Source organism: Flavobacterium hydrocarbonoxydans (assembly GCF_009789235.1).
Lineage (GTDB): Bacteria > Bacteroidota > Bacteroidia > Flavobacteriales > Flavobacteriaceae > Flavobacterium > Flavobacterium hydrocarbonoxydans.
On the sequence record NZ_WSTB01000002.1, the window covers coordinates 510,907 to 531,540 of the forward strand.

Genomic DNA, 20,634 nt, shown 5'->3' on the forward strand with positions numbered 1-20,634 from the left:
GTTAACTAATCCTTTTTTGAAGGGGCATTCAAAAAACAATCTGTAATCCTATTTAATTTTTTATCTTTTTATATGTACTCTTAAAAGAGTTGCCAGCCATATTTCTTTTACTCGTTTTCAACTTTTACAATCGCCATTTTTGCATTATATGGCTTTTTATCTTTGCCTTCCAGTGCTTTTGTAGCTTCTGCCAGACTTTCAAATTTTTGGTAATAAATGTAATATTTACTAGTTGTTACGTTGTAAAAGAAATTCACATCACTACGACCTGAAGCAACAAGCTTCGTCAGGAATTCATCTCTTTTTTCAACACTATTATGAACACCAATTATCATGTAATAGCCACTCTCAGAGTTTTTGATATTTTTAATGATCTGCATATTCGACTGATCTTCTCCAAAATCAAAATCACTTTCTGTTAAAGTCGCCGAACTTGGTTTGGTGTTGTCTTTGATACGTTTAAGAGCAGCTACATCCTGAGCATAACGACCCTGGTCATTTTCGTAGGCAGCACGTTTAATTCTACGTTTTTTCTCAATTTCAGTTTCTACTTTAATACGCTCTAAATTGGCAAGTAAGGCAGCATTATCCTGCTCTGCTTTTAATTGAGCCGCTTTTAGTTGATTGATTTTTTCTAAATAAGCTTTGTTTAAAGCATCGTTTTTATTTGGTACTTTTTTAAGTCTTTCATTATATAAATTCGTCAACTTCGCGATTTCGTCTTTTTGTAATCTGTTTGCTTCCGCAATCTGAACTTTCAAAGCTTCCAGCTGACTGTTTTCAGCCGCTACACTCTTAAACGGTTTAGGATCTCTATAAATACCTTTTTCGCTCAAATCGTTTTCTTCTCTTAAATCAGTTAAGTCTTTTTGTTTTTTAGCCACACTTTCGTTCAACTGAGCTAGTAAATCACTTTGGGCTTTACCTGAATTATCCAGCGACTGTGTTAAATTTTCAATAGCTTTTGCTGCTTCATCTTTTGGCGCATTTGCTGCAAGGGCAAGAGCATCAGCAGCTAATTTCGCTTTCAATAAAGCTTCTGCATCGGCTTTGGCTTTAGCATCGGCAGCCAGTCTTGCTTGTAATTCCTCTGCATCCGCTTTTGCTTTGGCATCTGCTTCAAGTTTCGCTTGAAGAGCATCTGCATCAGCTTTCGCTTTAGCATCAGCAGCTAATTTCGCTTGAAGTGCTTCGGCATCAGCTTTGGCTTTAGCATCTGCAGCTAATTTTGCTTGAAGTGCTTCGGCATCCGCTTTCGCTTTAGCATCAGCAGCTAATTTCGCTTGTAATGCTTCTGCATCTGCTTTGACTTTGGCATCTGCTGCAAGTTTCGCTTGTAAAGCTTCAGCATCCGCTTTGGCTTTAGCATCAGCAGCTAATTTTGCTTGAAGTGCTTCGGCATCCGCTTTAGCTTTAGCATCTGCAGCTAATTTTGCTTGTAAAGCTTCTGCATCCGCTTTCGCTTTAGCATCTGCTGCAAGTTTCGCTAAACGGGCTTCTTCTACTTTTCTTAATTGTTCTGCTTCTTTTTCTGCTTTTAATTTAGCTGTTGCTTCTGCATCGGCTTTAACTTTAGCATCCGCCAATAATTGTGCTTGTAAAGCTTCCATATCCGCTTTCGCTTTGGCATCAGCAGCTAGTTTCGCTTGAAGTGCTTCAGCATCTGCTTTCGCTTTGGCATCGGCAGCTAGTTTGGCTTGAAGTGCTTCGGCATCTGCTTTCGCTTTTGCATCAGCAGCTAGTTTGGCTTGCAACGCTTCGGCATCTGCTTTCGCTTTGGCATCGGCAGCTAGTTTCGCTTGAAGTGCTTCGGCATCTGCTTTCGCATTGGCATCAGCAGCTAGTTTGGCTTGCAACGCTTCCGCATCCGCTTTCGCTTTGGCATCGGCAGCTAGTTTGGCTTGAAGTGCTTCTGCATCCGCTTTCGCTTTAGCATCAGCAGCAAGTTTCGCTTGAAGTGCTTCGGCATCTGCTTTCGCTTTGGCATCAGCAGCTAATTTCGCTTGAAGTGCTTCGGCATCCGCTTTCGCTTTTGCATCAGCAGCTAGTTTGGCTTGTTGCGCTTCGGCATCTGCTTTCGCTTTGGCATCAGCAGCTAGTTTCGCTTGAAGTGCTTCTGCATCGGCTTTCGCTTTGGCATCGGCAGCTAGTTTCGCTTGAAGTGCTTCGGCATCGGCTTTCGCTTTAGCGTCAGCAGCTAATTTGGCTTGTTGCGCTTCGGCATCCGCTTTTGCTTTAGCGTCAGCAGCTAATTTCGCTTGTAAAGCTTCTGCATCTGCTTTCGCTTTGGCATCAGCAGCTAATTTGGCTTGTTGTGCTTCGGCATCCGCTTTCGCTTTAGCATCTGCAGCTAATTTTATTTTTAAGGCTTCCGCATCAGCTTTTGCTTTAGCATCGGCAGCTAGTTTGATTTTTAAGGCTTCTGCATCTGCTTTCGCTTTGGCTTCAGCAGCTAATCTAGCCTGACGGGCTTCAGCATCCGCTTTCACTTTGGCTTCTGCAGCTAATCTTTCTTTTTCAGCAGCAGCAGCAGCAGCTTTGGCTTTAGCATCGGCAGCCGCTTTGGCTTTATTTGCAGCATCAATAGCCACTTTAGTTTTGGCAGTTGCAGCGGCTTTCGCTTTAGCTTCAGCAGCTAAACGTGCCTGTAGAGCATCCGAATCAGCTTTGGCTTTAGCATCGGCAGCTAAAATAGATTCTAAATCGGCAGCTTCTGCTTTGGCTTTAGCTTCCGCTTTACGCTTCGCTTCGGCAGCATCGGCTTTGGCTTTGTTATCAGCTAGTAATTTTTGTCTTGCAGCTTCGGCATCGGCTTTCGCTTTCGCTTCTGGTGACAAGGCTAATTTTGCAGCAGCTTCGGCATCGGCTTTCGCTTTAGCATCTGCCGCTAGTTTTATTCTGATGGCCTCAGCATCGGCTTTGGCTTTATTGTCGGCTTCTAGTTTAGCTTTTGCAGCAGCTTCGGCATCTGCCTTCACTTTTTCAGCAGCCGCTAACCTCGCTTGTAGTGCTTCTGCATCGGCTTTCGCTTTAGCATCTGCAGCTAATTTTGCTTTTTCAGCACCACTTACGCGCGTAATAGGTGTTGTTGTGGTTTTAGCTTTAACCGGTTTCGCAGCCTGAGGAGCAATAAGCGATCCTTCGTCTTCGTCACCGTAATAGTAGTTTCTGTTTTTAAATTTATAAGCAATAACGAATTCATGTGAAGCACCTAAATCAGTAAAGTTTCCTGTTCCTCTTTCGTAGTTGTATTCGATAGCAATGTTTTGAGAAATGTTTACACCCAAACCTGCAGAAATACCGTATAACGTGTTGTAACCTGCTTGTGCCCAAACCCCTTGCTGAAGGGTAAGCATACCCAAACCTGACAATACGGTTTTATCTTTTTTAAGTTCGGTTTTTACTATTCCGGAAAATTTACTTCTGTCAAAAAAACCATAAGTATCAATGTAACCGGTGTACATCGCGTGCAAAACAATCGCTCTTTCCGGATCGTCTTTTACCACTCCTGAACCAAAACTGTACAATATCAAGTTGTTTACAGAAACTCCAAAATCAAGAAAAGCTGTTCCGTAATTTACTCCCGGGTTAACGGTAAGCAAGGTATTCGAAGGAAAGTCAGTGTTTCCAAGACTTGCATCATCACTAATGATTTTTCCTTTATCTAATCCGCTTTGGTAAACTCCTGCGTTTAAACCAAAAGTCAAATTACTGTCTTCTTGTAAAACAATGTTATGCGCAAAGTTAGCCACTCCTCCAAATACGGTAAACAAACCATAATTTTGTTGAAACAAACCAATGGCATAGGCATCATTTTCTTTTAATCGTCCTGAATAATTGAATAAATACGTGTTAGGAGCATCGTCAAATTGCACGTATTGTCTTTTATTGTAAAAACTTATCGTTGGGTTTTGCTCGCGAACAAAACTAAATGCAGGGTTTATTAAGTATCTATTAAACTTTAAGGAATTTCGGATAGGTAGCGAAAACGAAACAACTCCATCCTCAATTTTGTCCTGAGAATAGAGTATTTGTGATGTACCGTAAAATAAAGTTATGAATAGTAAAATTTTCTTCATATTATTTTATCACCGTTATTGATCCTTTTTTTTCACCTGTGTCTGACTCAATGACATAGTAATATACCGGATTTACATTTTTAAAATCTTGGATTATCCATTTGGATGAATCATAATTTGTTCCTTCAAATACGATTTCGCCTTGTGAACTGATAATGGTAACATTCGTATCTGGAGATTTATATATATCAGGTAGCTCCCAATAAGGATTACTACTCAACTTTATAATATTTGGAATAACGGTAGCTGTAGGATCTGCAGATGAATTTACTTTGAATAAAAATTCTCTTGAAGAAACACAACCCGAAGCCTGTGACACCACCACTCTATAATTACCTTTTATAGCTACCAGATATGTATTTGAATTGGCTCCTGCAATAGTATTTCCGTTTAAAAACCATTCATACGTAGGACTTGCAGCATCTGTTGTTACAGAAACGCTTAATGTTTCACCCGGATCTATAACCGTTGTATCAGCAACATCAATACTGGCATCAAAACCATTGCTCTGAAGATCTATAGTTCCTGTTCCAGTACAACCTCCAAAGTCAACATCTACGGTATAAATACCAGACTCTGTTGCAGAATAAGTACGGGCAGTTGCACCTGTAATAACCGTTCCGTCTTTCTTCCAGACATAACTGTTTCCAGAAGTTGCCAGTAAAACGGTTCCTTCGCCATTTGGGCAAAAAGGATTGCCTAAACTTGAATCTATGGTAACGGCAGAACCAGAACCTGAGGTAGAAACAGCAACACGGTTTGAGCTGAAATTTTCATCAGAACATGACCCGTAATCAAGCTCTGCATAATATTCACCAGGAGTAGTAACAATAAGTGTATTCGTGCTTTGACCAGCAATAACCACATCATCCCTGTACCATTTGTATTTTAAATTCGAAAAATTTGCTGGTGATGAATCCGGATCTGCCGGAGTTGGATTATACACTGTTAAAGAGGTATTTCCTCCTGAACAAATTACGGCTGTTTCTTCTTTATTATTAATAAAAAAAGGAGCAACATATTTTTTGAAGTAAGCACCAAAACTTAGACTTCCGGAGAAATTAGCCGCTCTTGGACTCGTTACGCCCGTACTGCTGATAATACGTAAACTGTAATTATCAGAACCTATCAGGTCTTCAGGTACGGCAAACTTAATTGTTTTTTGAGTCGCTGTAATATCAATAACTTCAAGCGTAGTAGTAGCAGTTGGGGTATTAAAACTTCCTAATTGGTCTGAAAGCTGCACCTCAAAAGTAGTCCCAGTCGGAAAATTTAAATAGGTAAACGTAGCAAAGTATTCATTAAAAACACTACCATCAACAAAATCTCCGGCACAAATACTTGTAAAAGGTAATTGCTGCGGAGCTATGGCTGGTGTTTGGGCATAGCAATTTCCTTTAGTAAATAAAAAAATACCGATAAAAAGGAAACATTTCGTTAAGAATAGAGTAGTTTTTTGAATCATGTAGTACGTTTTCTGGCTAAGTCTATATCCTCAAAAAATAGGATGTATATAAACGACTCTGAAAAATCATACTTATAATTCTCTATAATAGTTCTCGCTAATTCAGAGTAGGCTGTTTTTTCGGTCGATCCATCACAATTCTCAACAGTAGGGTCACTGTTATCTTTACCAGATGTTATAGTAAAGCCATCCTTGGGGATGGATAGCTCTACTATATTCTGATTAGAAATAATATCTAAATTCGCAACTGAAACAGTTGCTATGTCGGTTTGATTAGTCGCAGAAGGTTGAATGACTGCACCAAAAGTACTTTCCAGAACGATAGGTTCTTTAGCAGTAGATTGGGCAAGAGCATTAAACGTAATAGGCGAAACCAAAAATATTATATAAATAATATACTTTTTAAAAGTCGGGGCCATATTATTTTGATCTTTATTTGGTCCTTACGTGACTGATACACAAATTGTTTGTCTTGGGGACTTAATTAATAAAATTTACGTGTAAATAAAAATCGAAATCTATATTATTTGTTTCCGCTTGATGCAGTAATTTTTCCTAATTTAAGTCTGAAATCAGGTTTTTTAGGGTTCAAAAAGTCAATAAACGTTTCGTTGTTATCACTTTGTGACATCACATTGAAAAACACAGGGTTTCCGTACCAGCTTTCTAAATCTTCATTGTTAGCATTGTACTCAGTAAAGATGTTACCATTACATAAGTTCAAATACATTTCTTCAATTTTGATTTTCTTAAGGTTTGCATCGTTGATTTCAGTTTTGCTGTCTAATAAAACCGCTGGGTTAAATCCTGAGATTACACTACGTTTCATTTCAAGAGAAGCATTTTCAGCGATGTAAACCGCTTCTTTTACTAATCCAGCCTGAATATCAGCTTTGATATTTTCGCTATCGTTAAGCATTGTAATGTTTGAAGCAACAACTAAAGTTCCTTTTTTAGTAAAGTCAGTTTCGTTCTTTTTTTCATAAGAAGCAACTTCCATACAACGAGAACCATCTTTGTTACTTGATAAGTAAGATGATCTAATTGCTAAAGAGTTGTGTAAACGACATTGAACTCCCTGAGTAAATTTGAAATCATCATTGATTGATTTATAAGAAACCAATTTAGTGGCATTTAAATCACCTCCAAAAAAGGCAAATGAATCTCCTGCAGAAAAACTAACCATTACGTTTTCAACAATCGTTTGGTTCCCTACACCTGCAAAAGTTATTCCGTTGAAACCACCGCTTGTAGAACCTTTTACTTTTTTTCCAGCAAATTCAACTCTTACGAATCTTAATATTCCTGAATTAGAAGCAACATTATCTCCACCGTAAGTTGTTAAAGCAGGATCAAGATCTAAGTTATAAGAACCTGCATTTCCAAATCTATTAATTGGTGCTTCACCAAGTATTACAATTCCTCCCCAGTCACCTGCTTTTTTTAAGCTACGGTTTGTAGTAAATACAATTGGGTCAGTCTCTAAACCATCAGCAATAATTTGTGCACCTTTTGTAACTACCAATGTTCCTTTTGTTTCAAAATCACCAATGATTAAGGTTCCAGGTTCAATAGTTAACACTGCATTATTAGTCACATATACATTCCCTTGTAAAACATAAACATTCCTCTTCAGTAGTTTAGTGTTTGATGATATGTTACCCGCTAAAATCTGATTAGCTTCTCCATAATCAACTTTGTTAGGCTTAAATTCAGTCCAGTTATTCAACCAGTTGTTGTAGCCCATAATTCCTTTCTCTTGCTGAGCATTTGCACTCACTACTACTAAAAGCATGATGCAGATAACTTGAGTAATTTTTTTCATGATAAAGGGGGTATTTAGTATTAATAATAAATTTGGGTATGCAAAAATTAAAAAAACTCATCTCGATTTTCCTGTTAACAGAACCACCGAAAACGAGCAGATTTTTAAACCGCTTAAAGAATTTGAGCATGAATCTAAATTCTTTAAGCAGTAAATAAAAATATAGTTACAAATTACATTTCGTTCAAATCGTTGAACTCATGTAAAGATTTCAATGTTCCTTCGTAAAATAAAATAGCAGCGATCAAATTACCTTTGTCTGAGTAAGGCATCATTTTTCTCTGAAAATCTACAGTTGTATCTAAAAATGTTGTAGTTCCAATTGCCTGGTTGTCTAACACTTTTTTGTGTTCGTTGTCGTCTGGAATACCTAAATCAGCCATAGTAACACCTGGTTTAGTAACCAAAGCGATGTAAGGAAGGGTTTTCACTAGTACTTTTATACGTTCAATGTATAATTCTAAAAGTTCTCCTTTTTGCATTCCACTAAGCTCTTTCTGATCGTGGTATTTACGAATTAAAGCTGTAGTACTAATAATACTTCTAGGAGCATTTTTGGCTTGAGCACAAATTGCCCCAGTTGTCAATAAAAAAAAGACACTTAATAAGATAATTTTCCCTTTCATAAATTCTTAGAATAAATTTGTTTTTGATGAAAACAAAAATATATAAATTATGTTAAATCGCAACTTTAAAGCTTTTTTTTTTGAAATAAAAGATTAAAAAAATACTTAAAATCAGGTTGTATGTCGAGAAAATATGCGTTTTAGCGAGTTTTTTGTTAATTTTGTTAAAATTTTTTCTTGTAGGAAATGTTTTAATTTAAGTAAGATTAAACGCTTAATTGTAGTCAAAAAAAAGGCATCTTTTAAAAAAAAAAACAAAAACTATTAACAAAAAAACCTTAAAATCTGTTGAAAAACTCCTCAGTATTAACAAAACCTGATAGGAAAAAAAATTTTCGGCGTTAAAATTTTAATTGATGTGAAAAAAAATTCTTATTGATTTAAAGTTTATCCCGAAAATTTTTGACTATATCATTTTCTGTTATCTTTGCTTCATGCAATTTTCTGAAATTTTAGGCCAAGATTACATCAAAAGTCACTTGATAAAAAGTGCGTCCTCCGGAAGAATTCCGCATGCTCAATTGTTTATTGGGCCTGAAGGAAGTGGCACCTTATCAACCGCTATTGCCTATGCGCAGTACATTTTGTGCAACAATACCGGGAACGAAAACGAGAACGGAAACGATTCCTGTAATTTAAAATTTCAAAACCTGTCGCATCCGGATTTACATTTTATTTATCCAACTGTAACTACAGAAGATGTCAAAACCAAACCCAAAAGTTTAGACTTTATTCAGGATTGGAGAACCTTCGTTCAGGAAATGCCTTACGGCGGATTATTCGATTGGTACAAAATGCTGGGTGTACAAAACAAACAGGGCGAAATTCGTGTCGAAGATGCTCAGGAAGTTCTTAAATCGCTTGCGCTAAAATCTTATGAAGGCGGTTATAAAATCATGATTATCTGGATGGCCGATAAAATGAATATTGCCGCGTCCAACAAGCTTTTGAAACTTTTAGAAGAACCTTCAGAAAAAACTATTTTTATTCTGATTTCTGAAAACGAAGAAGATATCATCCAGACCATACGCTCTCGCTGTCAGGTCATTCACTTCAATGGTTTGCCTGAAAAAGTAATTGCTCAGGCGCTGATTGCTAAAGAAAATGTTGATGAAAAAGCTGCTTTTAAAATTGCACATCAGGCGCAGGGAAATTTCAGCAAAGCATTGCATTTACTTAAAGAAGATGATTCCGAATATCCTTTTGAACAATGGTTTGTCAATTGGGTTCGTGCCGCTTTTCGTGCCAAAGGAAATGCCGCTGCCATTCAGGATTTGATTTCCTGGAGTGAAGAAATTGCTGGTCTTGGCCGTGAAAGCCAGAAGAAATTTATTCAGTTTTGTATCGAAATGTTTCGTCAGGCACTTTTGCTGAATTATGAAGCGCCAAATTTGGTTTACATAGAACCAAAAGTCGATAAATTTAAACTCGAAAATTTTGCGCCTTTCGTAAACGGCAATAATATTCAGGATATTTTCAAGGAACTTTCGGATGCGATGTATCACATCGAAAGAAACGGAAATGCCAAAATTATCCTAACCGATTTATCTATAAAACTAACCCGCTTAATTCATAAAAAATAGAATTTCAAATGAATAATGTTGCTTCAATTTTAATATTAATTTTCTTAGCCCTGACCTTTTTACAATCAGGTTATGAAAAAGTTTTTTACTGGAAAGATAATGTGTCATGGCTAAAAGAACATTTTTCCAAAACAATCCTGAAAGATCAGGTGCCATTAGCCCTTTTACATTTATTAATTTTAGAATTAATTTCTGGAATTTTATGTGTAGTTGGCGCCATACAGCTGCTTACAAAAAGCGGTCGCGAATTTGGTTTTTACGGCGCTATTTTTTCCTGTATCTGTTTGTTAATGATGCTTTTCGGACAACGACTAGCCAAAGATTATGATGGTGCGAGAACCATTGTTATCTATTTTATACCCGCAGTTATGGCGGTGTATTGGCTGAATTAATTTTAGGCCTGAACTTAAAAAAAATTAGGCCCCAGATTTTAAAGATTTATAATTTTTACCCTTCAAAAAAATCTTTTTAATCCTTTTAATCTGTGGCGAAAAATAAATAAAAAATGAATCCAAAACATCCTTCAGAATCCCTTACTATTTTAACCGATTTAGTTTTACCGAGCGAAACTAATCCATTGAATAACCTTTTTGGTGGCGAATTATTGGCTCGTATGGATCGTGCTGCAAGTATCGCAGCCAGAAGACATTCACGCCGAATTGTAGTGACGGCATCTGTAAACCACGTGGCTTTTAATAGAGCGATTCCCCTTGGAGCCGTAGTGACAATAGAAGCAAAGGTTTCGAGATCTTTTAAAAGTTCTATGGAAGTTTTTATTGATGTATGGGTCGAAGACCGTGAATCTGGAAGCAGAACCAAAGCTAACGAAGCCATTTATACTTTTGTGGCTGTAGATGATAGCGGAAGACCTGTTGAAGTTCCAGCAATTGTGCCGGAAACCGAACTTGAAATCCAGCGTTATGATGCCGCTTTGCGTCGTAAGCAATTGAGTTTATTATTGGCCGGTAAAATAAAACCTGCAGATGCTACCGAGCTGAAAGCATTATTTTTATAGAAAATAAAAAGCCGTTGAAACTTCAAAAAAAAGAAGTATTTTTACAGGATTACAAGCCCATACAAATATAAATCAGGAAGTTAATTACTAAACGGATTGGTTTATGAAAAAGAAGAAATTATAAAATTTTAGATGAAAGAAAAAGAAAAAAAAGAGATGAGTTCAGAGAAAGATGCCAAATTAAAAGCGTTACAACTTACGCTTGACAAACTAGATAAAACGTACGGAAAAGGAACCGTAATGAAAATGGGCGATAAAGCCATCGTAGAAGTTGAAACGATTTCTTCAGGTTCTCTTGGTGTCGATTTAGCTCTTGGAGTAAACGGTTACCCAAAAGGAAGAATTATCGAAATATACGGACCGGAATCTTCTGGTAAAACGACATTAACTTTACACGCCATTGCAGAAGCTCAAAAAGCAGGCGGAATTGCTGCTTTTATAGATGCTGAGCACGCTTTTGATAGAAATTATGCTGAGAAATTAGGCGTAGATATCGAAAACCTGATTATCTCTCAGCCAGATAATGGTGAGCAGGCTTTAGAAATTGCTGAGAACTTAATTCGTTCAGGAGCCATTGATATTGTGGTAATTGACTCGGTTGCAGCCTTAACTCCAAAAAGTGAAATCGAAGGTGAAATGGGAGATTCTAAAATGGGTCTTCACGCACGTTTGATGTCTCAGGCTTTGAGAAAACTAACCGGAACTATCAGTAAAACAAATTGTACGGTTTTCTTCATCAACCAGTTGAGAGAGAAAATTGGTGTAATGTTCGGAAATCCTGAAACGACAACAGGTGGTAACGCCTTGAAGTTCTACGCTTCGGTACGTTTGGATATTCGTCGTTCATCTCAAATTAAAGATGGTGAGAACGTTATCGGAAACAGAACTAAAGTGAAAGTCGTTAAAAACAAAGTAGCTCCGCCTTTTAAAACAGCCGAATTCGACATTATGTACGGAGAAGGAGTTTCGAAAACCGGAGAAATTTTAGATTTAGCGGTTGAATTTGAAATCGTTAAAAAAGCAGGATCATGGTTCAGCTACGGAGAAACAAAATTAGGACAAGGCCGTGATGCGGTTAAATCTTTAATTAAAGATAATCCTGAATTAGCAGAAGAATTAGAAGCTAAAATTAAAGCACATATTAAAGAATTAGCGAATGCTTAAATCTTTATAAAGTCATTAAAATAAAGGCTTTACATATAAAATCCGACAGTTTGAAACACTTGTCGGATTTTTTTATTTAAATAAAATTAAAATTCACGCAACCTTTTCTAAACCTTGTCATCTTATAGACAGACATGAAATTTTGAACGGTATTTGCCATAAATACTTTCGACAATTTTTAGAGTAAATTTAGGTTGGTTATTAAAAATCCGTTAGCTTTTGTTTTTGGTGCTAACGGATTTTTTTATTTTAAATCTTCTTTTTTGAATATCAGTAATTGTTTGTAAATCAATTGTCTGGTTTGGTCACGAAGCTCTTTTCTGTTCTCGCTGGCCAATCCTTTTGTTTCAATAAAAGGTAAAACTTTTACACGCATTATCCCAGGACTTCCGCTCAAAAAAGTATAAGAGAACCGGTCTTTATTATCTGGAAAAACAATCGGAACAATCGGAATTTGATGATCAATTGCCAAACGGAAAGCACCATCTTTAAATTCATCTAATTCTACAGTTTCATCATCAGGAACTCCACCTTCAGGAAAAATACAAATACTCAAACCCTGATTCAGACGGTTTTGTGCTCTTTTGAAAACTTCATTTTTACTTTTTGATGAATTTCGATCCACCAAAATACAGGTTCTTTTGTAGAAAAATCCAAACAACGGAATCTTAGAAAGCTCTTTTTTTCCTACAAAAACAAATGGGTTTTTCACAACGGCCAACATCAGCATTATGTCGGTCATCGAGGTATGATTGGCCACAATCATATAACTTTTTCCGGGTTCCAGCTCCTGATCACGGTCTATTTTATAATAAAAACCCATTCCGTACAGAATAAATTTCGCCCAAATCCGCGCCATTTTAAAAAAGTACGGATAACCACTTTCGGTTATAATCGAAGCCAGTAAAAACGGCAGCATAATCAGTATCGGAATGGCCATTACGATATAGAACCAAATGCGCCAGATAACCCAAAAAATAATTTTTAATCCTTTCATAGTCTCAAATGTAATAAAACAGATGTTAATTATTGAAAAAGAATTTTATATGCTAATGAAATTTGTTTTTAACGCAGAGTTAGCAGAGTTTTTTCGCAGAGGAAAAGAGTTGATTCTTTATTGTGAAATTGCTTCGCGATAAGTTCACTGAGAAAACACCTAAACTTATATCATCCTAATTTTTAATAATTGTTTTATAAGTAAAATTTTATTAAAATTGCATTTTAATTTTGATGAAATGAATGAAAATCAAATTTCAACTATTGTAATTGGCTTAGCAATTGATGTTCATAAAGCGCTTGGACCTGGTTTATTAGAAAATACTTATAAAGAATGTTTGTTTTACAAAATCAATAAATATGGCCTTTTGGTCGAAAAAGAAAAAGCAATGCCTCTGGTTTTTGAAGAAGTAAAATTAGATTGTGGTTACCGCGTAGATTTAATAGTAGAAAACAAGTTTATAATCGAAATAAAAAGTGTAGAATTACTAACAACTAATCATTTAGCTCAAACTTTGACCTATCTAAGATTAGGAAATTACAAACTCGGATTGCTTATAAATTTCAACGAAGTTCTCTTAAAAAACGGAATACGAAGAGTGATCAATAATCTCTAAAAATTTTAAACACAAAGCTCTGTGAACTCTCCGAAGTATTCGGAAAAAAATCTCTGTAAACTCTGTGAAAAATCTCTGCAAACATTGTGTTATAAAAATGCTTTTAAAAAAAATTACACACTTTACGGTAAAATAACGAACTTTGCGATTAAGACGAAAAAAACTAGAATGGCAAAAATACTTACCGGTGTTCAGAGTACAGGAACGCCACACTTAGGCAATTTATTAGGAGCAATTATTCCGGCAATCGAATTATCAAATAATCCGGCGAACGAATCTTTTTTGTTTATCGCTGATTTACATTCGATTACACAAATAAAAGACGGAAAAACATTAAGAGAAAACACCTACAGCACGGCTGCTGCCTGGCTGGCTTGCGGATTAAATGCTGATAAAGTGACGTTTTACAGACAATCTGATGTGGTTCAAACTGCCGAACTGACCTGGTATTTAAGCTGTTTTTTTCCGTTTCAAAGATTGACTTTAGCGCATTCTTTCAAAGATAAATCGGATCGTTTAGACGATGTCAATGCAGGACTTTTTACATATCCCATGTTGATGGCGGCCGATATTTTGTTGTATGATGCCGAATTTGTTCCGGTTGGGAAAGACCAATTGCAGCATCTGGAAATCACTCGCGATGTCGCTGCCCGTTTCAACCATCAAATGGGCGAAACCTTTGTACTTCCAGAAGCTAAAATTCAGGAAGACAGCATGCTGATTCCCGGAACCAATGGTGGAAAAATGAGTAAATCTGCCAATAATATTATCAATATTTTTCTGGATGACAAAGCGTTACGCAAGCAGGTAATGAGCATCGAAACCGATAGCACACCTCTGGAAGATCCTAAAAATCCGGATACCTGTAATGCTTTTGCTATTTATTCGCTTTTAGCAAATGAAACGCAGCTTGCTGAAATGAGAGCGAATTATTTAGGTGGAAATTACGGTTACGGTCACGCCAAACAAGCTTTGTTTGAACTGATTACCGAAACTTTCAAAACCGAAAGAGAAAAATACAATTACTACATCAACAATCTCGACGAAGTAGATGCGCTGTTGAAAAAAGGTGCCGGTAAAGCTTCTGCAGTTGCAGATGGTGTTTTGGCCAGAGTTCGTGAGAAATTAGGATTCGGAAAGTAATTAAAACTATTTAAACCCGACAGGTTTCAAAAACCTGTCGGGTTATATTACCTAAAATTGTAATTCAATTTAAAGAAAAATTTTGAGAAAAAATATTTACAAAATACATGTTTCTTCTCTTGATTTCCCTTTTTGGATTTGGCTTTATCTTAGCCATTTTGTTTGGCGACATAAAGACTTTTGGATTAAATAAAACAGTTGGATGGGCTTATGATATTTCGCATGAAACTATTTTTACCGCAATCCTTTTTACCTGCTCTCAAATTCTTTTTATCATCGGGTATTTGGTATTATTTCTTTTACGCCGAAAAACAAATTATTTAATTTCAATTGCTCATTTTGAACTTATTATTCTAAGCCTCGCTTTACTATCTTACGAAAATTTCAAAATTAATATAGTTTTAAGTGTAGTTTCTTTAATTTTATTCCTTGTAAATATTTTAAAATCAGATAAATAAATCTGCATTTAAAGTAATTTCAAAAACAATCAAAAAATCCGTTTTTTTCCGCGTTTTTGCGATAGCAAATCCGTCTAATCAATGTACTTTTTGATTCTTGTTTTTATATCCAAATAACCACAAATTTTCATCAATCAATTCGTGTAATTCGTGGCAATACCTTTACACTAAATCGCCTCAAACAGCTTCCCAGGTAAAGGACGAATTACACCTTTAAGCTCCATATTCAATAAAGTCCCTGATATTTTAAAAATTGGAAAATCACATTCTAAAGCGATAATATCCAGCAATTCTTTTCCGTTTTTCAGGAGGAAATCATAGATTTTTTGTTCATCGGGTTCGAGCTCAATAAAAAGTTGTTTCTGAATCGGTTTTGGTTTCGATTCTATATCCCAATTGAGGTTATAAATCAAATCTGCCGCACTGCTCAGTACGTATGCTTTTTGGGTTTTTATCAAATTATTACAGCCCTGACTGTATTTGTCGGTCACTCTTCCAGGAACGGCAAATACATCCCGATTGTAATCATTGGCCAGATTTGCGGTTATCAGCGAACCGCCTTTATCAGCAGATTCAATCACAATTGTGGCTTCGGTCATACCGGCTACAATACGGTTTCGACGCACAAAATTTTCTTTATCCGGATTGGTCGAACTCCAGAATTCGGTAATAAAACCACCGTTTTCTTCTATTTTGGCCATGTACTTTTTGTGTGTTTTTGGGTAAATTTGGTTTAAACCATGAGCTAAAACGCCAATCGTCTGTAAACCGTTTTCCATCGCCAGCTGATGGGCGACGATATCAACTCCATAAGCAAAGCCACTTACGATTACCGGATCCAGCGGCGCTAAATCTTCAATTAGTTTTTTGCAGAATTCTGTGCCGTATGACGTAATTTGTCTGGTACCGACTATACTGATTACCTTTTTTTGATTTAAATCGATATTTCCGGCCTTAAAAATCAAAACAGGGGCATCAAAACAATGCCTGAGTCTTTCCGGATAACTTTCATCCTGAAAAAAAGAAGCCTGAATAGCATTCGATTTGATAAAATCAAGTTCAGTCTGGGCACTTTCGAAAATGGTTTTATCCTTTAATTTTTTTAATAAAACAGCACCAACACCATCAATAGCGGCAATTTGTGTATTTTTAGCTTTAAAAACAGCTTCGGCATTTCCTAAATTTGCCAGCAGCTTTTTGGCCATCACATCTCCCACTCCGTCCACACGAAGCAAAGCCAATAAATAAAACAACTCTTGATCAGACATAAAACGAATTCATTTTTTAATTATTCAGAAGAATATTTTTTTTGCAAAATAATAAATATAAAGTTATTTCGTGTTAAAAAAAATAAATATACAAAATCTAATACTTTAAGTGAAAACAACATTTATAGCTAATTAACTGAAATTAAATTGTTTAAAACAAAAAGACGATTGTTAATAAAAATTGTGAATAAAATTTTGATAACTATTATGGTTGCATAACTTTGTTACTATGAAAATCGAAACTTACATAGCACAGTTATTGTATCGTTATCAGTGTGTAACGGTTCCTGGATTCGGCGCATTTTTGACCGAAATACAGTCGGCACAACTTAATCAGGCCACCAATTCGTTTTTTCCGCCTAAAAAAATGGTTTCTTTTAATAGCCGTATCAAAAACAATGACGGACTATTAGCCAATCATATTGCACAAATAGAAAAAACATCTTATGGATTCGCTGTTAGTGCGATTGCTTTTGAGGTTTTAAACTGGAAAAAAGCCCTGGAAGATAACGAAGTTTTAAATTTAAAAAACATTGGTGAAATTCGCATGAATGCGGATAACAACTTAGTTTTTACTCCTTTTGATCAAAATAATTATCTTACGACTTCTTTTGGTTTGAGTCCGTTTGTTTCTCCAATTGTTAAAAGAGAAATTTTTGAAAAACACATTGAAGAAATCGAAGAAAAAGCAGCGATCAATTTATATGAAACAGAAGAAACAAGATCTTCAAGATCGTATTTAAAATATGCTGCCATTTTTGTTCTGGGTCTTGGAATTACCGGAAGTATTGGTTATCCTTTGTATCAAAATCAAATTGCAAATCAGACACTTATAGTTGAAAGTGCCGTACAGAAAAAAGTAGAAAACAAAATACAGGAAGCTACTTTTTTTATCCAAAGCCCATTGCCAGCGGTAACCCTTTCTGTTGATTCAGCTAAAACCGAAGAAATTGTTGCAGCAAAAATGCCTTATCATATTATGGCTGGAGCTTTCAGAAGTGAAGCAAATGCTCAGAAAGCGTATAACCAATTGATAAAAGACGGCTACAAAGCAAGAGTGCTGGGAGAAAACAAACACGGTTTATTCCCTGTATTATACGGAAGTTACGCCACAATGGCTGAAGCTGAAAAAGCCCAAAAAGAAATACAAAAAGGAGAAAATCCTGATGCCTGGATTTTGATTCAGTCTTTATAAAACCAAAAAAATCCGAATCTAAAAACGATTCGGATTTTTTTTATTCGGTTACAATCTGAGCATCCTGCGAAAGGATTTCACTCTCGTTTTGATAAATGGTCAATGTAGCGGGTGCAGCAGTTGTTTCAGGTAGGACAGCTATATAACATTCGTAAAGATATTGTCCTTTTTTAAAATCATAATGATGATTACCACCACTCCCATCAGCAATCCATTCGCCTTTAGTGATAATCAAATCAGGCTTTTCACTCATAGCTTTTTTAATCGGCCATGACGCATATCGGTAATTGTTATTTCCTAAATCATCAATTCGGATTCTGAATTTAGAAGTTTCCAAAACACAAACCGGCTCTTTAAAAGTTGAAATAGACGCATGCAATTTCGTTTTATGAGCAGCAATAATTTTATTTTTTTTATCTAATTCAAATTTAGAAATATAATTAATCGCTATCAAACGGCCCTCTTCGTCTATCCAAAGTGTTCCCTGATTGAGCATTATACCTCGCCAACCAACTTGGGACCAGTCTTTTGCCGGATCCGAGATTATGATTTCATTTTTTAAATTCGCATCAAAAATCTCGTTATATCTCTTTACAAATTCTGCTTTGTTTTGGATGGATGGAATCGGGTTTTCTCTTTTCAACGGATACGAAATCATCTCAGCAATGGCCTCTTTTTTATCTAATTTTACATTTTCTATAAAACTTTTAATGAATTTTTGATACTCAGGTTTCAAATCCTGACCTATTGCGCTATGGATCGAAAAAAACATAAACGCCAGACAAATTAGTTTTTTCATGTCTTCTATTTTACATAATGTTTTTGTGGTCTATAAAAATTTAAAGTATCCAAAGTACAAAAACAGAATCAATTAATACTGGCTTTAAACATTTTAAGTTCATCCCAGGTAAATTCGTCACCGTGTTTTTCTTTCAAGCCACTCAAAGATTCTTCCTGATAAAACTGAAAAGCGTCACGAAGCGCCAGAATTTTATCGTACGGTAAAACATCTGTAATTTCGATTTTTTTAGCCTGTATCAATTTAACCAAATGCATCTCAACAGTTTGTACCGTCAGCTTTCGGATTCTTGCAATATCTTCTATTGAATTTTTTTCAGCCCATAAATCAAAGGTTTCTTCAACAGTCGTTTTCTTGATGGTTTTGGGTTCGTTTTTATCTAATTTTTTTACACTGTAACGCGTAACTGGCTCATCAACATTAAACATGTCAGTATTCGTCATATTAAATTCCTCCCGAATCTTAGAAATTTTATCTGTTTTAAAATTCTTGATGGCTGGAGAGGACAGTTTTTCTTTCGAAATGGCTTCACCAGAAACTACGGTTTCCATCAACAATTTGGTTTTCATCAAACGTAAAACGGCTTTGGTTTGCAAATCATCCAGAAAAGCCAATTCTTCGTAAAACTCTTTTACTTTTTTAAATTTCTGAATTTCAGCCATTTTCTGAAGCAAATCGGTCACGAGTTTGTCCATCGGTTTGAAAAAATACTCATAGGCCGCTTCTACCCTTTCTTTCACAAAAAATAAATCGACCGTTTCTTTACTAAAAATTTTATTGAGCTGCTGAATGAATTTTTGGGATGGATCCAAAAGCAATTCGATAGTTTCCAAACGTTTATGGGCCCAAACCGAATGTTTCGCTTTTTCAGAACCTGGGGCATTTTCGTTATAACTAAAACGATGATTGCGCCATTCCTGTGCTAAATCTGCCCAGTTAAAACTGTTAATCAAATAGTTATGAATAAAATTTTTGGTTTCGAAATGCAGTGCTTTTTGCAAAACATCTTCAGAAGCTTTATTCAAAGCGTAATCCATCACATCCTGATCATTCGAAATTCCGTTCATTTGCATCTTAGAAAGCAAAATAAGGCCGTTTAACGAACGCAAACGCGATAATGCCACATAGGCTTGTCCGGGCAAAAAAACCTGCGATACATCGAGCGCAGCTTTGTCAAAAGTCAGACCCTGACTTTTGTGTACTGTAATCGCCCAGGCTAGTTTTAACGGATAGTGTGCAAAAGTGCCTAAAACTTCCTCTTCTATCTCTTTGGTAAGTTCGTTTACTTTGTATCTGATGTTTTTCCATTCGTATTTCTCTACCTCGATCGTCTTATTCTCTTCGGGAAAATGCACAAAAATTTCTTCGCTCGAAAGTGACTTGATCACACCCATTTTTCCGTTGAAAAACTTCTTTTCAAAACCAGCGTCATTTTTTACAAACATCACCTGTGCTCCTACTTTCAGAATCAGGTTTTCTTCGACTGGATAAATTTTTTCAGGAAAATCACCCACGACAAAAGGCTGGTAGGCAAATTCATTTCCTGCCAGGTCTTTGATAGCCTGATCGTTAATCGAATCGGCTTTGGCATTATGAGTGGTAAGTGTTATGTAACCTTTGTTGTTTTTCAAATCAAAATCTGGCTGCACATATTGGTTTAAAACCTGAATATCCTCAGGTGTAATCTGGTTATTTCGAAGATTATTCAAAACCGAAATAAAAGTATCATCGGTCTGACGGTAAATCTTTGACAACTCGATGTAAATAGGCGGATTTTGCTGGATGACATGCGAATGAAAAAAGAATTTTCCTTTGTAATAATTTCTGAGCGTTTTCCATTCTTCATCACGAATTACGGGTGGTAATTGCAATAAATCGCCAATAAAAAGCACCTGGACTCCTCCAAAAGCTCTTGTGTTTTTGCGAACCGTCTGCATCATAAAATCGATAGCATCCAGTAAATCAGCACGTAGCATACTCACTTCGTCAATAACCAGCAATTCCATGTTACGAATCACGTTTCGCTTGATATTATTCATTTTGAAATGTCGGCGTAAACTTTCTTTATTTTCGAATTTTACGGTTTCCGTAAATTGCGAACTTTCCTCGTAAGTGGGCAAAAATGCTGAAAAAGGCAACTGAAACATCGAGTGAATCGTAACACCGCCAGCGTTCAAAGCTGCAATTCCAGTTGGTGCAACCACTACCGTATTTTTATGGGTAGTATTGATAATTTCCCGTAAAAGCGTCGTTTTTCCAGTACCTGCTTTTCCTGTTAAGAAAATAGATTTTTGCGTTTGGTTGATGAATTGTAAAGTGTAAGCAGCTGCTTCTGAAACGGTTTCCATTGGGCTTATATTAAAAAAACGAAAGTATTCAAATTTGATAAAACAAAAAAACC

The 20,634-nt window shown here is 36.1% G+C and carries 17 protein-coding genes; 8 read left to right on the forward strand and 9 right to left on the reverse strand.

Going from position 1 to position 20,634, the window contains the following annotated elements; translation table 11 throughout:
* Positions 1-107 precede the first annotated feature (107 nt).
* The 5 genes from GON26_RS05220 to GON26_RS05240 form a co-directional block, all read right to left on the reverse strand.
* The gene (locus tag GON26_RS05220) at positions 108-4,079 is read right to left on the reverse strand and encodes a PorP/SprF family type IX secretion system membrane protein (protein ID WP_160373671.1); all 3,972 of its coding nucleotides are present in this window, start codon (positions 4,077-4,079) and stop codon (positions 108-110) included.
* A gap of 1 nt (position 4,080) precedes the next feature.
* Complete coding sequence (sprC, locus tag GON26_RS05225; RefSeq protein ID WP_160373672.1) at positions 4,081-5,544, reverse strand: gliding motility protein SprC; 1,464 nt, start codon at positions 5,542-5,544, stop codon at positions 4,081-4,083.
* Positions 5,541-5,963, reverse strand: a complete 423-nt coding sequence (locus GON26_RS05230) for a hypothetical protein (RefSeq protein ID WP_160373673.1) — start codon at positions 5,961-5,963, stop codon at positions 5,541-5,543. The genes sprC and GON26_RS05230 overlap by 4 nt, the downstream gene beginning before the upstream one ends.
* Positions 5,964-6,067: 104 nt before the next feature.
* Positions 6,068-7,369, reverse strand: a complete 1,302-nt coding sequence (locus GON26_RS05235; RefSeq protein ID WP_160373674.1) for a hypothetical protein — start codon at positions 7,367-7,369, stop codon at positions 6,068-6,070.
* Between the two features lie 173 nt (positions 7,370-7,542).
* Complete coding sequence (locus tag GON26_RS05240; RefSeq protein WP_160373675.1) at positions 7,543-7,995, reverse strand: hypothetical protein; 453 nt, start codon at positions 7,993-7,995, stop codon at positions 7,543-7,545.
* 434 nt (positions 7,996-8,429) lie between these two features.
* On the opposite strand from GON26_RS05240, the gene GON26_RS05245 reads away from it, so the two are divergent.
* The 4 genes from GON26_RS05245 to recA all read left to right on the forward strand — a co-directional run bounded on the left by GON26_RS05245 (position 8,430) and on the right by recA (position 11,757).
* Positions 8,430-9,578 carry a DNA polymerase III subunit gene (locus GON26_RS05245; protein WP_160373676.1) on the forward strand — a complete coding sequence of 383 codons (1,149 nt, stop codon included), beginning with the start codon at positions 8,430-8,432 and terminating at the stop codon, positions 9,576-9,578.
* Between the two features lie 8 nt (positions 9,579-9,586).
* On the forward strand, positions 9,587-9,970 hold the full coding sequence (locus GON26_RS05250; RefSeq protein ID WP_160373677.1) for a DoxX family protein: 384 nt from the start codon (positions 9,587-9,589) through the stop codon (positions 9,968-9,970).
* Positions 9,971-10,083: 113 nt separating this feature from the next.
* Complete coding sequence (locus GON26_RS05255; RefSeq protein ID WP_160373678.1) at positions 10,084-10,593, forward strand: acyl-CoA thioesterase; 510 nt, start codon at positions 10,084-10,086, stop codon at positions 10,591-10,593.
* Between the two features lie 156 nt (positions 10,594-10,749).
* Positions 10,750-11,757 carry a recombinase RecA gene (gene recA, locus GON26_RS05260; protein WP_202110839.1) on the forward strand — a complete coding sequence of 336 codons (1,008 nt, stop codon included), beginning with the start codon at positions 10,750-10,752 and terminating at the stop codon, positions 11,755-11,757.
* A gap of 244 nt (positions 11,758-12,001) precedes the next feature.
* On the opposite strand, the gene GON26_RS05265 is transcribed toward recA, so the two are convergent.
* Positions 12,002-12,754 carry a lysophospholipid acyltransferase family protein gene (locus GON26_RS05265; RefSeq protein WP_160373680.1) on the reverse strand — a complete coding sequence of 251 codons (753 nt, stop codon included), beginning with the start codon at positions 12,752-12,754 and terminating at the stop codon, positions 12,002-12,004.
* A 238-nt stretch (positions 12,755-12,992) separates the two neighbouring features.
* On the opposite strand from GON26_RS05265, the gene GON26_RS05270 reads away from it, so the two are divergent.
* The 3 genes from GON26_RS05270 (at position 12,993) to GON26_RS05280 (ending at position 14,971) form a co-directional block, all read left to right on the forward strand.
* Entirely contained in the window at positions 12,993-13,370 is a 378-nt protein-coding gene (locus tag GON26_RS05270) for a GxxExxY protein (protein ID WP_160373681.1), read from the forward strand.
* Between the two features lie 168 nt (positions 13,371-13,538).
* Complete coding sequence (gene trpS / locus GON26_RS05275) at positions 13,539-14,513, forward strand: tryptophan--tRNA ligase (protein ID WP_160373682.1); 975 nt, start codon at positions 13,539-13,541, stop codon at positions 14,511-14,513.
* A gap of 107 nt (positions 14,514-14,620) precedes the next feature.
* Positions 14,621-14,971 carry a hypothetical protein gene (locus tag GON26_RS05280; RefSeq protein WP_160373683.1) on the forward strand — a complete coding sequence of 117 codons (351 nt, stop codon included), beginning with the start codon at positions 14,621-14,623 and terminating at the stop codon, positions 14,969-14,971.
* A 167-nt stretch (positions 14,972-15,138) separates the two neighbouring features.
* Here GON26_RS05280 and dprA read toward each other — a convergent pair whose 3' ends face one another.
* Positions 15,139-16,239, reverse strand: a complete 1,101-nt coding sequence (gene dprA, locus GON26_RS05285; RefSeq protein WP_160373684.1) for a DNA-processing protein DprA — start codon at positions 16,237-16,239, stop codon at positions 15,139-15,141.
* Between the two features lie 229 nt (positions 16,240-16,468).
* On the opposite strand from dprA, the gene GON26_RS05290 reads away from it, so the two are divergent.
* On the forward strand, positions 16,469-17,434 hold the full coding sequence (locus GON26_RS05290; protein ID WP_160373685.1) for an HU domain-containing protein: 966 nt from the start codon (positions 16,469-16,471) through the stop codon (positions 17,432-17,434).
* 40 nt (positions 17,435-17,474) lie between these two features.
* Here the strand turns inward: GON26_RS05290 and GON26_RS05295 are convergent, their stop codons facing one another.
* A complete protein-coding gene (locus tag GON26_RS05295; RefSeq protein ID WP_160373686.1) occupies positions 17,475-18,233 on the reverse strand; it encodes a hypothetical protein in 759 nt (252 codons plus the stop codon).
* A gap of 68 nt (positions 18,234-18,301) precedes the next feature.
* Entirely contained in the window at positions 18,302-20,581 is a 2,280-nt protein-coding gene (locus GON26_RS05300) for a helix-turn-helix domain-containing protein (protein WP_160373687.1), read from the reverse strand.
* Between the last annotated feature and the right edge of the window lie 53 nt (positions 20,582-20,634).

What these genes read in the sequence shown, in the direction of transcription:
- GON26_RS05220 (WP_160373671.1), bottom strand. Translation starts at nt 4,079, where the DNA reads ATGAAGAAAATTTTACTATTCATAACTTTATTTTACGGTACATCACAA.
- sprC (WP_160373672.1), bottom strand. Translation starts at nt 5,544, where the DNA reads ATGATTCAAAAAACTACTCTATTCTTAACGAAATGTTTCCTTTTTATC.
- GON26_RS05230 (WP_160373673.1), bottom strand. Translation starts at nt 5,963, where the DNA reads ATGGCCCCGACTTTTAAAAAGTATATTATTTATATAATATTTTTGGTT.
- GON26_RS05235 (WP_160373674.1), bottom strand. Translation starts at nt 7,369, where the DNA reads ATGAAAAAAATTACTCAAGTTATCTGCATCATGCTTTTAGTAGTAGTG.
- GON26_RS05240 (WP_160373675.1), bottom strand. Translation starts at nt 7,995, where the DNA reads ATGAAAGGGAAAATTATCTTATTAAGTGTCTTTTTTTTATTGACAACT.
- GON26_RS05245 (WP_160373676.1), top strand. Translation starts at nt 8,430, where the DNA reads ATGCAATTTTCTGAAATTTTAGGCCAAGATTACATCAAAAGTCACTTG.
- GON26_RS05250 (WP_160373677.1), top strand. Translation starts at nt 9,587, where the DNA reads ATGAATAATGTTGCTTCAATTTTAATATTAATTTTCTTAGCCCTGACC.
- GON26_RS05255 (WP_160373678.1), top strand. Translation starts at nt 10,084, where the DNA reads ATGAATCCAAAACATCCTTCAGAATCCCTTACTATTTTAACCGATTTA.
- recA (WP_202110839.1), top strand. Translation starts at nt 10,750, where the DNA reads ATGAGTTCAGAGAAAGATGCCAAATTAAAAGCGTTACAACTTACGCTT.
- GON26_RS05265 (WP_160373680.1), bottom strand. Translation starts at nt 12,754, where the DNA reads ATGAAAGGATTAAAAATTATTTTTTGGGTTATCTGGCGCATTTGGTTC.
- GON26_RS05270 (WP_160373681.1), top strand. Translation starts at nt 12,993, where the DNA reads ATGAATGAAAATCAAATTTCAACTATTGTAATTGGCTTAGCAATTGAT.
- trpS (WP_160373682.1), top strand. Translation starts at nt 13,539, where the DNA reads ATGGCAAAAATACTTACCGGTGTTCAGAGTACAGGAACGCCACACTTA.
- GON26_RS05280 (WP_160373683.1), top strand. Translation starts at nt 14,621, where the DNA reads ATGTTTCTTCTCTTGATTTCCCTTTTTGGATTTGGCTTTATCTTAGCC.
- dprA (WP_160373684.1), bottom strand. Translation starts at nt 16,239, where the DNA reads ATGTCTGATCAAGAGTTGTTTTATTTATTGGCTTTGCTTCGTGTGGAC.
- GON26_RS05290 (WP_160373685.1), top strand. Translation starts at nt 16,469, where the DNA reads ATGAAAATCGAAACTTACATAGCACAGTTATTGTATCGTTATCAGTGT.
- GON26_RS05295 (WP_160373686.1), bottom strand. Translation starts at nt 18,233, where the DNA reads ATGAAAAAACTAATTTGTCTGGCGTTTATGTTTTTTTCGATCCATAGC.
- GON26_RS05300 (WP_160373687.1), bottom strand. Translation starts at nt 20,581, where the DNA reads ATGGAAACCGTTTCAGAAGCAGCTGCTTACACTTTACAATTCATCAAC.